Annotated in this window: 14 protein-coding genes; 6 read left to right on the top strand and 8 right to left on the bottom strand. The window is 69.0% G+C overall.

From position 1 onward, the window contains the following. The first annotated feature begins 46 nt into the window (after positions 1 to 46). Both UK23_RS01045 and UK23_RS01040 read left to right on the top strand, forming a co-directional pair. A complete protein-coding gene (locus UK23_RS01045) occupies positions 47 to 1,288 on the top strand; it encodes an MFS transporter (protein WP_045309400.1) in 1,242 nt (413 codons plus the stop codon). Further along, positions 1,281 to 2,171: an SMP-30/gluconolactonase/LRE family protein gene (locus tag UK23_RS01040; protein WP_045309399.1), complete on the top strand. Its 891-nt coding sequence runs from the start codon at positions 1,281 to 1,283 to the stop codon at positions 2,169 to 2,171. Before UK23_RS01045 ends, UK23_RS01040 begins: the two co-directional genes overlap by 8 nt. 24 nt (positions 2,172 to 2,195) lie before the next feature. Here the strand turns inward: UK23_RS01040 and dapF are convergent, their stop codons facing one another. From dapF to UK23_RS54765, 3 genes are read right to left on the bottom strand one after another with little or no spacing between them, the layout of a single operon-like run. Further along, positions 2,196 to 2,990 carry a diaminopimelate epimerase gene (gene dapF / locus UK23_RS01035; protein ID WP_045309398.1) on the bottom strand — a complete coding sequence of 265 codons (795 nt, stop codon included), beginning with the start codon at positions 2,988 to 2,990 and terminating at the stop codon, positions 2,196 to 2,198. Further along, positions 2,978 to 3,886, bottom strand: coding sequence for a tRNA (adenosine(37)-N6)-dimethylallyltransferase MiaA (gene miaA / locus UK23_RS01030; RefSeq protein ID WP_196777563.1), 909 nt, complete (start codon positions 3,884 to 3,886; stop codon positions 2,978 to 2,980). Before miaA ends, dapF begins: the two co-directional genes overlap by 13 nt. Then, on the bottom strand, positions 3,883 to 4,164 hold the full coding sequence (locus UK23_RS54765) for a hypothetical protein (RefSeq protein WP_330769773.1): 282 nt from the start codon (positions 4,162 to 4,164) through the stop codon (positions 3,883 to 3,885). The genes miaA and UK23_RS54765 overlap by 4 nt, the downstream gene beginning before the upstream one ends. Positions 4,165 to 4,733: 569 nt before the next feature. On the opposite strand from UK23_RS54765, the gene UK23_RS01020 reads away from it, so the two are divergent. Continuing rightward, positions 4,734 to 6,110, top strand: coding sequence for a DUF349 domain-containing protein (locus tag UK23_RS01020; protein ID WP_045309396.1), 1,377 nt, complete (start codon positions 4,734 to 4,736; stop codon positions 6,108 to 6,110). 45 nt (positions 6,111 to 6,155) lie between these two features. On the opposite strand, the gene UK23_RS01015 is transcribed toward UK23_RS01020, so the two are convergent. Genes UK23_RS01015 through miaB form a run of 3 tightly spaced genes read right to left on the bottom strand, consistent with a single transcriptional unit; the run spans position 6,156 to position 8,791 of the window. Further along, positions 6,156 to 6,806, bottom strand: coding sequence for an RICIN domain-containing protein (locus UK23_RS01015; protein WP_045309395.1), 651 nt, complete (start codon positions 6,804 to 6,806; stop codon positions 6,156 to 6,158). A gap of 54 nt (positions 6,807 to 6,860) precedes the next feature. Beyond that, complete coding sequence (locus UK23_RS01010; protein ID WP_045309394.1) at positions 6,861 to 7,328, bottom strand: hypothetical protein; 468 nt, start codon at positions 7,326 to 7,328, stop codon at positions 6,861 to 6,863. Continuing rightward, positions 7,325 to 8,791, bottom strand: coding sequence for a tRNA (N6-isopentenyl adenosine(37)-C2)-methylthiotransferase MiaB (miaB, locus tag UK23_RS01005; protein ID WP_269112238.1), 1,467 nt, complete (start codon positions 8,789 to 8,791; stop codon positions 7,325 to 7,327). Before miaB ends, UK23_RS01010 begins: the two co-directional genes overlap by 4 nt. Positions 8,792 to 8,848: 57 nt before the next feature. Here miaB and UK23_RS01000 point away from each other — a divergent pair, with 57 nt between their 5' ends. Beyond that, on the top strand, positions 8,849 to 9,766 hold the full coding sequence (locus tag UK23_RS01000) for a TAXI family TRAP transporter solute-binding subunit (RefSeq protein ID WP_231114328.1): 918 nt from the start codon (positions 8,849 to 8,851) through the stop codon (positions 9,764 to 9,766). Between the two features lie 28 nt (positions 9,767 to 9,794). On the opposite strand, the gene UK23_RS00995 is transcribed toward UK23_RS01000, so the two are convergent. Then, positions 9,795 to 11,180 carry a sensor histidine kinase gene (locus UK23_RS00995; protein WP_045309392.1) on the bottom strand — a complete coding sequence of 462 codons (1,386 nt, stop codon included), beginning with the start codon at positions 11,178 to 11,180 and terminating at the stop codon, positions 9,795 to 9,797. A 31-nt stretch (positions 11,181 to 11,211) separates the two neighbouring features. Then, positions 11,212 to 11,889 carry a response regulator transcription factor gene (locus UK23_RS00990; RefSeq protein ID WP_045309391.1) on the bottom strand — a complete coding sequence of 226 codons (678 nt, stop codon included), beginning with the start codon at positions 11,887 to 11,889 and terminating at the stop codon, positions 11,212 to 11,214. 159 nt (positions 11,890 to 12,048) lie between these two features. Here UK23_RS00990 and UK23_RS00985 point away from each other — a divergent pair, with 159 nt between their 5' ends. Next, entirely contained in the window at positions 12,049 to 12,777 is a 729-nt protein-coding gene (locus tag UK23_RS00985; protein ID WP_196777569.1) for an amino acid ABC transporter ATP-binding protein, read from the top strand. Positions 12,778 to 12,817: 40 nt separating this feature from the next. After that, positions 12,818 to 13,708 carry a glutamate ABC transporter substrate-binding protein gene (locus UK23_RS00980; RefSeq protein WP_045309390.1) on the top strand — a complete coding sequence of 297 codons (891 nt, stop codon included), beginning with the start codon at positions 12,818 to 12,820 and terminating at the stop codon, positions 13,706 to 13,708. Positions 13,709 to 13,758: the final 50 nt, after the last annotated feature.

Genomic DNA, 13,758 nt, shown 5'->3' with positions numbered 1-13,758 from the left:
TCTAAGTGATTGACAGTTTCCAATCACTCAGCGCAGACTTCCCGGCATGGCGCTTTGGGGGCACCCCGACTTCCGCAGGCTCTGGATGGGCGACACCATCAGCCAGTTCGGCGCGAACGTCGGCATGACGGTGATCCCGCTGCTCGCGGCGGGTGTGCTGAACGCGACACCGTTCGAGATGGGTCTGCTGGCCGCGGCGAGCATGATGGCGTTCCTGCTGATCGGCCTGCCCGCGGGCGTGTGGGTCGACCGGATGCGCCGCAAACCGCTGATGATCGCGATGGACGTCTCGCGCGCCGCCCTGCTGCTGAGCGTGCCCGTCGCGTGGTGGCTGGACCTGCTCACGCTGCCGCAGCTGATCGCGGTGAGCCTCGCGGTGGGCGTGTGCACGGTGTTCTTCGACGTCGCCTACCAGTCGTACCTGCCGTCGCTCGTCGGACGCGGACAGCTCGTCGAGGGCAACTCGAAGCTGCAGGCCAGCCTGTCGGTCGCGGAGGTGTCCGGACCCGCGATCGGCGGCTACGCGGCCCAGTTCCTCGGCGCGGCCAACGGCGTCCTGGCGACCGGCGTGGGCTATCTGAGCTCGGCGTTCTTCCTGCTCCGGATCAAGAAGGTCGAACCCGCGCCGGAACGCCACCCCGACCCGCATCTGCGCCGCGAGATCGGCGAGGGACTGCGGTTCGTCTTCGGCAACACCACTCTGCGCATGATCGTGGCCTGCACCGGCACGTCGAACTTCTTCCACGGCATCCAGAGCGCCGTGATGATCCTCTTCCTGCTGAACGTCGTGGGCCTCAGCGAGGGGACGGCGGGTCTGCTGCTCAGCGCGGGCGGCGTCGGCGGTGTGCTCGGCGCGGCGTTCGCGTACCGGATCGGCGTGCTAGTCGGGCAGGCCAGGATGATCTGGCTCATCCCGATGCTGACCTGGCCGTTCACCCTGACGCTGCCGTTCGTGTCGGACGGGTGGGGCCTGGTGCTGCCGATGGCCGGCTCGGCGGTGGCGGTGTTCGGGATCGTCGTCTACAACGTCGGCCAGGTGAGCTACCGGCAGGCGATCTGCCCGGACCACCTGCTGGGCCGGATGAACGCCTCGATCCGCTGGGTGGTGTGGGGGTCGACGCCGCTGGGCGCGCTGCTGGGCGGCGGGCTCGGCACGTGGATCGGCATCGTGCCGACGCTGTGGGTCTCGCTGGCCGGCTCGATCCTCGGAATGTTCTGGGTGTTGTTCTCACCGTTGCGGACGATGCGTGACCTTCCGGCCGGAGCTAGCGTCGAGGCCCATGGCTGAGGCGCAACAAGCACGGGTACTGCGGGACGGTCTTCACTTCGGCGAGGGACCGCGACGCGGCCCCGACGGCCGCCTCTACTACTCCGACTTCTACGCGGGCGAGGTGCACGCACTCGATCTCACGACCGGTGAGGACGAGCTCGTCGTCGCCTTCGACGGCCAGCCGTCCGGTCTCGGGTGGCTGCCCGACGGACGCCTGCTCGTCGTGTCGATGCTCGACCACACCGTCCGCCGCCTCGAGGGAACGGACCTGATCCTCCACGCTGATATATCGGATATCGCGACTTATCACGCCAACGACATGCTCGTCGACGGCGAGGGCCGCGCGTACGTCGGCAACTTCGGCTTCGACCTGCACGGCCTGATCACCGAAGTCGGTATCCCGAGACTGCTCGAACCCGACTTCGACCCGCCGGGCGCCGCGCTCGCCCTCGTCCAGCCCGACGGCGCCGTCAGCGTCGTCGCGGAGGACCTCAAGTTCCCGAACGGCATGGCGCTCCTGCCCGACCCGACGGGCGAGTCCGAGAGCGGCAATATATTGGTCATCGCCGAGACCATTGCATTCAAACTCACTTCGTTTTCCGTCGACCGAAACGGATCGTTGCAAAACCGCAGGTTGTGGGCCGACGTGAAGGAGTTCGGCATCGCGCCGGACGGGATCGCCGGAGACGGCGACGGCGTGTGGGTGGCGCCGGCGTTGCAGCCGGCGGTGTTCCGGGTGACCGAGGGCGGCAAGATCACGCACCGGGTGGAGACGACGCAGACGTGCTTCGCCGTCGCCGTCGTCGACGACAAACTCGTCTGCCTGACGGCTCCGGACTCGCATCCCGACGTCGTGAAGGAAGCCCGGCTCGGGAAGGTCGAGGTCTACGACCTGAACTGATATCCGATATATCAGCTGGAAGGTCTAAGCGAGGGCGTCCCACCAGGACTTGTCGAGCTCGCCACGCGCGACGAGCACGGCAGGTCCGGTGAGCGTCGACGTCGTCGGTTCGATGGTGACGAAGACCTGGCCGCCGAGGACGTCGACCGTCGCCGAACCCGTGGTCTTGCCCTGGCCCGCGAGCCAGGAGGCCACGGACGCGACGGTGCCGGTGCCGCACGAGCGGGTCTCGCCGACGCCGCGCTCGTAGACGCGCATGCGGAGCGCGTTGTCGCCGATGGTGTTGATCAGTTCGACGTTGACGCCGTGCGGGAAGATCACCGGGTCGATTCCGGGCGGCACGGTGAGGTCGAAGCTCTCGACCGGGGTCTCGGTGACGCACGCGAGGTGCGGGTTGCCGACGTCGACCGCGAAGCCGCCGATGCCCTGGCCGTCGACCGCCGCGATGGACGTGCCGGTGACCCGGGCGGGGCCCATGTCGTTCGTGACCGAGCCGTCCGGGTGGGTCACCACGGTCCGGTCGCCCGCACGCGTGCCCACCACGAACTCGCCCTGCGGCTGGTGGCCCGCGTCGACGAGGTAGCGGGCGAAGACGCGCAGGCCGTTGCCGCACATCTCGGCGATGGAGCCGTCGGCGTTGCGGTAGTCCATGAACCACTTGCCCTCGACACGGACGACGCGCAGCACGCCGTCGGCGCCCAGGCCGCGCTGCCGGTCGCACAGCGCCTGGACGCGCGCCGGAGTCAGGTCCAGCTGGTCATCGAGGTCGGGCAGGATGACGAAGTCGTTCTCCGTGCCGTGCCCCTTCACGAACTCCACGGGACCAGGTTACCGGCGGCTTCGACCAAATCGGGCCGCGCACCGTCCAACCAGGTGATGCGCTGGTCACGCCGGAACCACGAGCGCTGCCGCCGCACGAACCGGCGGGTGGCCCGTTTGGTCTCCTCGGCGGCGAAGTCGATCGTGCAGGCTCCGTCCATTGCGGACAGCACCTGCTGGTACCCCAGCGCCCGGGACGCCGTCTTGCCGTCGCGCAGACCGAGCCGGACCAGGGCACGCACTTCATCCTCCAAACCGGCGGCGAACATCGCGTCCACCCGCAGGTCGACGCGCGAGTCCAGTTCGGACACCTCGCGGTCGACGCCGATCTGGACGGTGTCGTAGCGGGCGGGTCCGGGCTTGGGGAGGTTCGCGGAGAACGGCTGCCCCGTCAGCTCGATGACCTCCAGAGCGCGCACGATCCGGCGCCCGTTCGAAGGCAGGATCGCGATCGCGGCGGCCGGGTCCAGGGTCTGCAACCGCTGGTGCAACGCCTCCGGACCGAGAGAGGCCAGCTCGGCCTCGAAACGCTCCCGCACGGCGTCGTCCGTGCCGGGGAACTTCAGGTCGTCGAGCACCGCCTGCACGTACAGACCGGAACCGCCGACGAGGACAGGCGGACGTCCGGCGGCGAGCAGGTCCTCGATCACCGCGCGCGTCTCCCGCTGGTAGGCCGCGACGGACGCGGTCTCGGTGACGGAGAGGACGTCGAGCAGGTGGTGGGGGATGCCACGACGCTCGGCGAGCGTCATCTTCGCCGTGCCGATGTCCATGCCACGGTAGAGCTGCATGGCGTCGGCGTTGACGACCTCTCCCCCGAACCGTTCCGCCAGAGCGACGGCCAGGTCGGACTTGCCGGTCGCGGTGGGTCCGACGACTGCGATAGGGGTGATCACGGGCGCTCCCAGACAGCGACGTGGTAGCCCACGCCGAACGGTGCGAAGAACTCGGCAGAGGAGCAACGCCACGGTCCGGGCACCCCGGCGAGGATCTGCCACGCCGCCCGGCCCTGCGCACCCAGCTCCGACGCGAGCTCGACGTCGAGAGAAAGCAGGCCGTCCACGTCCGCGGCGGCCAGAAGTGAATGAACGTGCTCGTCGAAAGGTCCCGAACGCTCGTCGTCGGAGCCGGGCGAGCGAGGCCCGTGACGAGTGGAGCCGTCGCCCAGGATCAAGAGCCCGGCGGTTTCGCCCGCAAGTCGTTGTCCAAACGAGACACATTCGGATGTCGGCAGATCACGCGGTACGAGTTCAACGCGTGACACTTCGACTGCGCACTGTTCCCGCAGCCACGCGGTGATTAGCACAGGCAACGGAATTCGGGGGTCCGGAACCAGGTCACCGCCGAGTGACACAGGTACATCGACCCCATATCCGAGAAAAGTTCCCGACAGTGGTGGCACCACCGTCGAAGGGCCGCTGTCGTCCACCGCGACGGCAACCCACGGACCGGGCAGTTTCCCTGCTGCGGCAACGGTTGCGGCGCGCACGGACTCGGTTTCGGCGGCGGCTCCCGCGACCAGTTCTGGCACCAGAAGAGGCGGGTGCGGTACCACTGCGGCACGGGTGATCACGACGGACCAGGCTACCTATCGTGGACTCCCAGTACCGAGTCGAGCTCTGACCTGTTTGAATGCGCGCGGGGAACTGGGGACGGGAGACCCTCCAGCGCCCGTATTGCATCGGCCCCGCCAGTGGCGGGGCGCCCGTGGCAGGCACGGGCGTCAGATGGGAGGAACCGGCGATGTCGGAGCAGGACAGCACACCGGAGGCCGTGACCGAGCCCACCCCCGCGGTGGAGGTCGCACCTGAGGTCGCGACCGTGGACGCAGCCGAGGGTGGAGTCGAGGAAACGCCGAAGGAGACCGCACCGCAGGCGAAGCCTCCGGCCGTCCCCGTGGCGTCGGACCACCCTGACCGCTGGGGGCGCGTGGACGCCGACGGCACCGTGTACGTGAAGACCGAGGACGGCGAGCGCGCCGTCGGGTCGTGGCAGGCCGGTGAGCCGGTCGAGGGCCTCGCGCACTTCGCGCGGCGCTTCGACGACCTGCGCACCGAGGTCGAGCTGCTCGTGACGCGGCTGCAGTCCGGCGCCGGCGACCCGAAGCACGCGATGACCAGCGCGAAGCACGTCAAGGAGCAGCTCGCCGAGGCCGCCGTCGTCGGCGACCTGAAGGCGCTGGCCGCCCGCGTCGAGCACGTGCTGGTGCAGGCCGAGGCCGGCATGGAGAAGGCCAAGGAGGCCAAGGAGGCCGCCCGAGCCCAGTCCGTGGCGCGCAAGCAGGCGCTCGTCGACGAGGCCGAGTCGATCGCGAACGAGTCGACGCAGTGGAAGGTCGCGGGCGACCGGCTGCGTCAGATCCTCGACGAGTGGAAGACCATTCGCGGCGTCGACCGCAAGACCGACGAGCAGCTGTGGCGCCGGTTCTCGAAGGCCCGTGACGCGTTCAACCGCCGTCGCGGCTCGCACTTCGCCGACCTCGACCGCCAGCGCTCGGTGGCGAAGTCCTCCAAGCAGGCTCTCGTCGAAGAGGCCGAGAAGCTCATCGACTCCGACGACTGGGGCCCCACGGCCGGTCGTTACAAGGAGCTGATGGTTGAGTGGAAGGCCGCCGGGCGTGCGCCCAAGGAGGCCGACGACGCGCTGTGGCAGCGGTTCCGGGCCGCGCAGGACGCGTTCTTCCAGAAGCGTTCCGAGGCTTTCAGCGAGCGCGACGCCGAGTTCTCGGCGAACGCGAAGCTGAAGGAGGAGCTGCTCGCCGAGGCCGAGGGCATCGACCCGTCGGCCGATCTCGAGGCTGCGCGCAACGCCCTCTACAAGATCCAGGAGCGCTGGGACGCGATCGGCAAGGTGCCGCGCGAGCGCATCCGCGAGCTCGAGGGCAAGCTGCGCACGATCGAGGAGCGGGTCCGCGGCGCGGTCGACGCGCAGTGGCGTCGCTCCGACCCCGAGGCCGAGGCCCGTGTGGCGCAGTTCCGCGAGCGCGTGGAGCAGTTCGAGGCCCAGGCCGCGAAGGCTCGTGCCGCGGGCGACAAGCGCCGCACCGAGCAGGCCGAGGCTCAGGCCGCGCAGTGGCGTGAGTGGCTCGCCGCCGCCGAGCAGGCGCTGGCGACCCGCTAGTTCGAACGACCGAAGCCCCCTCTCCCACGCGGAGAGGGGGCTTTTTCAACGGACGACGCTCCACTGCTGGTCGGGCCTGCCGACCGTGCAGGTGGTGACGTGCAGCCAGGTGCCGTTGTCGTAGGAACCGTCCAGCGCGGCCAGGCAGCCACCGGACGGCACGCTGGCGAACTGGGCGGTGTTCCACGTGCGCCACAGCTGGGACTCCGCGCCCGAGCAGACGTTCGCGACCACGTGGTCGCCCCGCCCCTCCCGCACCGGTTCCAGGCAGCGGTCGGCCGGCACGTTGCGGAGGCGGAAGACGCCGGGACCGGAGAACTCGCGCACCCAGTGCGGCTGGTGGCTGGCGTTCGTGTCCGGCGGGTGGCGGTCCCACATCACCGCGTCGTGGAACTCGTTGTCGTAGAAGTCGATCGCCTTCTGGGCCTGGTCGGACGGCACCAGGTAGCCCGGCCCGTCGTTCGCCGGCCTCGTCGGCTGCTGCTGACGCGTCGCGACCGTCGGCGGAGCGGCCGCGTCCGGGGATTTCCCGTCGCCGCCCAGGTTCGCGACCACGACGGCGACGACCACCGCGGCGATCTGGAGCGCCGACGAGCGTTTCGGCGGCCCGTAGTTGATCGTGAAGTCGCGGCCGACGGAGCCGATCTGGAAGGCGGCGCCCGTGACGTCGCCCGTGGTGTTCGTGGCGTCCGTCATCCCAGTGCACCTTCCCGTTTGACGACAAAGCAATCGGGAAGGTGCGATGTTTCATTACAGCTGGGGAGGCCGGGACGCCGCGATCCTCACCCACTTCACCAGCAGCACGATCACCGCGATCACGGCGATGATCAACCCGACGCCGGGACCGGGCCCGATCGTCTTGTTGCTCGTGGTCGTCTGCTGCGACCAGATCGACAGCACGCCCGTCACCGAGCCCGCGAACAACCCCAGCGTGCACACCCACGCCATGCCCCAGCGGCGCACCGCGAGCGCGATGCCGGAACCGATCACCCCGACGCCGAACGCGAAGTACGAGAACAGCCGCGGCACGAAGCTCGTCGACTCGCCGAGCACGACGCTCAGGCCCGTGGTCTCGCCGACCCACGGCAGCACCAGCGACACCAGCAACGCCAGCACCGCGATCGAGATCGTCAGCGCGCCGGTACCGGGGTCGATGCGCCTGGCCGCCTGCTGTTCCACCGCGTCGATCTCCTTGCGCAGGTACTCCTCTTCGCTCACTGGGCGGCGCACCCGGACACGGCGGGCAGCGGCGCGGGAGCACCGAACGACGGCAGGCCGAGGCCGACGCCCGCGGTCTTGGGCTTGATGCCCGCCTCGGAGCGGTCACCGGCCTTGGTGCGGCGCCAGGTCAGCGGTTCGCCGTCCGCCACGAGGTAGTGCGGGGCCGCGTACGTCACGACCGTCTCGACGACGTCGCCGGGACGCGGGGCCGTCTCGCCGGGCGTGAAGTGCACCAGGCGTCCGTCCCGGGCGCGGCCGCTCATGCGGTGGGTCTCGGCGTCGCGCTTGCCCTCGCCGGTCGCGACCAGGACCTCGACGGTGCGGCCGACCTGCTCGATGTTCAGCTGGTGCGTCATCTCGTTCTGCAGCGCCACGAGCCGGTCGAAGCGTTCCTGCACGACGGCCTTGGGCAGCTGGTCGGGCAGATCCGCGGCCGGCGTGCCGGGGCGCTTCGAGTACTGGAACGTGAACGCGGACGAGAACCTCGCCTGCCGCACCACGTCGAGCGTGCCCTGGAAGTCCTCCTCGGTCTCACCGGGGAAGCCGACGATGATGTCCGTGGTGATCGCGGCGTCCGGCATGGCGGCGCGGACCTTGTCGATGATCCCCAGGTACTTCTCCGTGCGGTACGAGCGGCGCATCTCCTTGAGCAGGCGGTCCGAACCGGACTGCAGCGGCATGTGCAGCTGGTGGCACACGTTCGGCGTCTCGGCCATGGCGGCGATGACGTCGTCGGTGAAGTCCTTGGGGTGCGGCGAGGTGAAGCGCACGCGCTCCAGGCCGTCGATGCCGCCGCACGCGCGCAGCAGCTTGCCGAACGCCAGCCTGTCGCCGAACTCGACGCCGTACGAGTTGACGTTCTGGCCGAGCAGCGTCACTTCGAGCACGCCCTCGTCGACCAGTGTCTGCACCTCGGCGAGCACGTCGCCGGGGCGGCGGTCCTTCTCCTTGCCGCGCAACGACGGCACGATGCAGAACGTGCAGGTGTTGTTGCAGCCCACCGAGATCGACACCCAGCCCGAGTAGGCGGAGTCGCGGGTGGCCGGCAGCGACGACGGGAACGTCTCCAGCGCCTCGAGGATCTCGACCTGCGCCTCCTCGTTGTGGCGCGCGCGTTCGAGCAGCACCGGCAGCGAGCCGATGTTGTGCGTGCCGAACACGACGTCGACCCACGGGGCGCGCCGCACGATCTCGCCGCGGTCCTTCTGCGCGAGACAGCCGCCGACGGCGATCTGCATGCCGGGGTTCGCGGTCTTCTGCGGCGCGAGGTGGCCGAGCGTGCCGTAGAGCTTGTTGTCGGCGTTCTCGCGGACCGCGCAGGTGTTGAACACGACGACGTCGGCCTGCGCGTCCTCGGCGGCCCGCTCGTAGCCAGCGTCCTCCAGTAGACCGGCGAGCCGCTCGGAGTCGTGCACGTTCATCTGGCAACCGAACGTGCGGATCTGGTAACTGCGGGTCACTGCAACCAACCTTTCGTCGGGTGCAAGCGTAGAACGCCGCCGTGGCACGATGCGCAGGTGCTGGGACGAGTGCATGCCGCCGTGAGCCTGTTGACCGCCGCAACGGTCCTGACGGGCTGCGGCAGCACGGTCGAGGACATCAAGATCACCATGGCGACCGGCAGTGAGGGCGGCGTCTACTACCGGCTCGGCAACGGGCTCGCGGACATCTGGAGCGGGCGCCTCGGCATCGCGCGCCCCCAGGTCGTGGTGACGGCCGGGTCGAAGGACAACGTCACGCGGCTGGTGCACGACCAGGCCCAGGTCGGCTTCTCGCAGGCCGACGCGCTGGAGGAGGTCGAGGGCTCGTCCAAGCTGCGCGCGCTGGCCCGCATGCACGACGACTACCTGCAGGTCATCGTGCGCAACGACCTGCCGGTGACCAAGCTCGGCCAGCTCTCCGGGCTGCGCGTGTCCGTCGGCGCGCCGGAGTCCGGTGTCGAGATCATCGCGAACCGGGTGCTGAAGTCGTTCCAGATCACGCCGCAGACGACGCTGAACCTCGGCCTGGAGGAGTCGGCCAGGTGGATGACCGAGGGCAGGCTCGACGCGTTCTTCTGGTCGGGCGGCCTGCCATCACCGGCCATCACCGGCCTCACCAAGTCGCTCGGGGTGCGGATGCTCGACCTGAAGGACGATCTGATCCCGTTCCGTCAGCAGTATCCCGTGTACGGGGCGGCAACCCTGCCCGCGTCGACCTACAACCTGCAGTCCGGGCCGGTCATCACGCTCACCGTGCGCAACTTCCTGCTCGTCACCGACTCCATGTCCGACGACGTCGCCGAGGCGCTCGTGCGGCAGCTGTTCGAGGCACAGCCCGACCTGGTGAAGGCGCACTCGGCGGCCAGAACGATCGAGCAGCGGTCGGCGATCGAGACGTCGCCGGTGCCGCTGCACAACGGCGCGATGCGCTACTACCGGGACAGCAAGGTCTAATATATTGGATATCAGACGCCGGTGAACATCAGACGGCAGGCAGCTCGATCACGACCTTGAGGCCGCCGTCCTCCGGCGATTCGAGCCGGACGACGCCGTCGACGCGTTCGACCACGAGCCGCACGATCGAGAGGCCGAGACCCGAGCCGGGCACGTTCTGGTGTGCCGGGCTGCGCCAGAACCGGTCCGTCGCGCGTTCGAGCTCGTCGGGCTGCAACCCCGGCCCGTGGTCCGCGACGGACAGCGTGACGACGCCGCCGGCCCTGCGGACGTCGACGACGATCAACGTGCCCTCAGCGGTGAACTTCAACGCGTTGTCCAGCAGCGCGTCGAGAATCGTCTCGACGCCACGCGGCGGCGCGAGCGCCATGCCGACGCGCTGACCGTCGAGCACGAGGTGGACCTCCTTCGCCGCCGCGGCCGCGTTCCACGCCGACAGCCGCGCGGCCACGGACTTGTCGACGTCCACCGGCACCGGGTCGACCGAACTGGACTCCGCGCGGGCCATCGACAACAGCTCGTCCAGGATCCGGTTCAGCCGGTCCGTCTCGCTCAACGCCTCGACCTGGTGCACCTCGGCCTCGGCGTCGACGTGACCCTCCAGATTGGACAGCCGGAGCTTCAGCGCGGTCAACGGGTTGCGCAGCTGGTGCGACGCGTCGGCGACGAAGGCCCGTTGCGCGGCAAGCACATCACTCACGTTCGCGGCCATCTGGTCGAAAGAACGCGAGAGCTGCCGCAGTTCCGGCGGCCCGCTCTCCGCCCCCACCGGCGGCACCGGTCTCCCCGACACCACCGCCGCGAGGAGCTTCCCGGTCGCGTCGTCCAGCGCCTGCACCGGACGCAACGTCCAGCGCACCACCGGCAACGCCAGCAGCACCGCCAGAGCCAGCACGAGCAGCGACGCCGCCAGCAGCAGCCCCCACCACGCCAGCACCTCGAACCGGGTCTTGGACGTCGGCGAGAACGTGATCACCGCACCGCGCACCTCGCCGTCCACCAGCACGGGTTCGGCGAGCACGAGCTTCGTGTCACTCCACGGCATGAACAACGGCGGCGCGACCGGCAGCCGTCCGGCCAGGGCCTTGCTCACCAGGTCCTGGACGGCGCTGTCCCCGAGCGCGAGGTCGTTGCGCGTGGCGACGAGCGGCACCGTCGGCGCGTCGCGGGCCACCACGGCCACGCCGATGTCGTAGAGCTCGGTGTACCGCTCCAGCTCGGACCGGATCAGCCCCGGCTTCTCGTCGATCAGCGGCCGCTGTGCCAAAGACGCGAACCGGCTCGTGTCGGTGAGCCGGTCCAGGAACATCTCCTGCTGCTCCGCGGCCGCCACGCCACGCCCCAGCGGCAGGCCGAGCCCGAGGAGCACCAGCACGATCAGGGCGAGCACGACACCCAGCAGACGAGACCTCACGACCCGTCACCCAACACGATCAGGTGAAGATTCAAGATGCCTGTCCCAACCGGTACCCGACCCCGCGCACGGTCTCCAGCAGCGCGGGCCGCCCGAGCTTCGTGCGCAAAGTCGCCACGTGCACGTCCAGCGTCCGGTTGGCGCCGGACCACGTCCGCCCCCACACCTCGGCGAGGATCCGCTCCCGCGTGCACACCGCCCCGCCCGCCGCCATCACCAGCGCGAGGACCTGGAACTCCTTGCGCGAAAGGGCGACGGCTTCACCCGCCACGGTGACTTCGTGGCGGCCCAGGTCGACGCGCACGTCGCCGGTCTCGAACACCTCCGTCGACACCGACCCGACACCGACGGGATCAGCGCCGCGGCGACGCCGGACCGCGTGCACCCGCGCGACCAGTTCTCCCACGTCATACGGCTTGACCAGGTAGTCGTCCGCCCCGGCGTGCAGCCCGAGGATCCGGTCGTCGATCTCCCCTCGCGCCGACACGACGATGATCGCGACGTCCGAGGCCGCGCGGATGGCGCGGCACAGCGTCACCCCGTCCATGTCGGGCAGGCCGAGGTCGAGCAGCACCACGTCGACGCCGGTGAGGCGGTCGAGAGTGCCTCGGCCCGTGGCCTGCCGATCCACGTGGAAACCCCGCCTGGTCAGGGCGGGGACCAAGGCCTCGGCGACCCTGTCGTCGTCCTCGACGAGCAGCACGCGCACTTTCGCTACCTCCCGGGCAACCGATGTCTGCCTGTGACAGAGTTGAGACCCTAAGTCTTGCTCAATGTCCTGGACTGGTGTGGTGGCGGACACCTAGGTTTCCGCCAACGCAGACGACCCCAAATGGAGGACTGGATGACTGCCGCCTCTACCCCGCCGATGATTCGCGTGGCGGGTGTGGACAAGTTCTTCGGCCCGCTCCACGTGCTCAAGAACGTGCAGCTGGAGGTGCCGAAGGGGCAGGTCGTGGTCGTGCTGGGGCCGTCCGGTTCCGGTAAGTCGACCCTGTGCCGGACCATCAACCGCCTCGAGCCGATTGATTCCGGTCTCATCGAGGTCGACGGTCAGCCTCTTCCCGCCGAAGGAAAGGAACTGGCCCGCCTTCGCGCCGATGTCGGCATGGTGTTCCAGTCCTTCAACCTTTTCGCGCACAAAACCATCGTCGAGAACGTGATGCTAGCTCCGGTGAAGGTGCGCAGGACGCCGGCGGCCGAAGCGCGCAAGACCGCGATGGAACTGCTGGAGCGCGTCGGGATCGCCAACCAGGCGGAGAAGTTCCCGGCTCAGCTCTCGGGTGGGCAGCAGCAGCGTGCGGCGATCGCCCGCGCGCTCGCGATGAAGCCCAAGGTCATGCTGTTCGACGAGCCCACGTCCGCTCTGGACCCCGAGATGGTCCAGGAGGTCCTGGACGTCATGACGGGCCTGGCCAAGGACGGCATGACGATGCTGGTCGTCACGCACGAGATGGGCTTCGCCCGCAAGGCCGCGGACCGGGTGATCTTCATGTCCGACGGCGAGGTCGTCGAGGACTCCACCCCGGAAGAGTTCTTCTCGGCCCCGAAGTCCAACCGCGCGAAGGACTTCCTTGGCAAGATCCTGACTCACTAGAAGTCAGCCCACTTTTCGGACGAATGGCAGGAGAAGGACGATGAGGGTTCGCACCCTTGCGGCGGTGCTGCTGACGGGCGCACTGGCCCTGACCGCGTGTGGCAAGGAGGGCTCCCCGACCGACACGGCGGCGCCCGCCGGCCTGTTCGAGGTCGCCAAGGACGTCAAGGTCGACGGCTCGCCCACGTTCGAGAAGGCCAAGGCGCGCGGCAACCTCGTGATCGGTGTCAAGGAAGACCAGCCGGGCCTGGGCTACAAGGACCCGACGACGAACAAGTACAGCGGCTTCGACATCGACATCGCGCGACTGATCTCGGCGAAGCTGGGCTTCGACCCCGAGAAGATCCAGTACAAGACGATCCAGTCCGCCGCGCGTGAGCAGGCGCTGATCAACGGCGACGTCGACTACTACGTCGGCACGTACACGATCAACGCGGGCCGCAAGGAGAAGGTCGGCTTCGCCGGCCCGTACTTCGTCGCCGGTCAGGACCTGCTGGTGAAGAAGGACAACACCGACATCACCGGCAAGGACACGCTCAAGGGCAAGAAGGTCTGCTCGGTCACGGGCTCCACGCCGGCCAAGCGCATCAAGGACGAGAAGCTCACCGAGGAGGGCAACGTCCTCGAGTTCCAGGGCTACTCGCAGTGCGTCACCAAGCTGCTCAACGGTGAGGTCGACGCGGTCACCACCGACGACGCGATCCTCAAGGGCTACGCCGCCGCCGAGGACGGCAAGCTGAAGGTCGTCGGCAAGACGTTCTCCAGCGAGCCGTACGGCATCGGCCTGCCCAAGGAGGACACGGCCCTGCGCGGCAAGGTGAACGACATCCTGCAGGCCTCGCTGGACGACGGCTCCTGGCAGAAGATCTACGACGGCACGCTGGGCAAGTCCGGCTCGTCCGCCGAGAAGCCGAAGATCGACCGGTACTGACGGTTCCTCACGTGGCCGGTGGATCCCGCGTGGGTCCACCGGCCGTTCCT

Origin of the sequence: Lentzea aerocolonigenes, assembly GCF_000955955.1 — a bacterium.
Lineage (GTDB): Bacteria > Actinomycetota > Actinomycetes > Mycobacteriales > Pseudonocardiaceae > Lentzea > Lentzea aerocolonigenes_A.
Note: the sequence above shows the minus strand (reverse complement) of the source record. Positions and strands in the feature narration are given on the sequence as shown.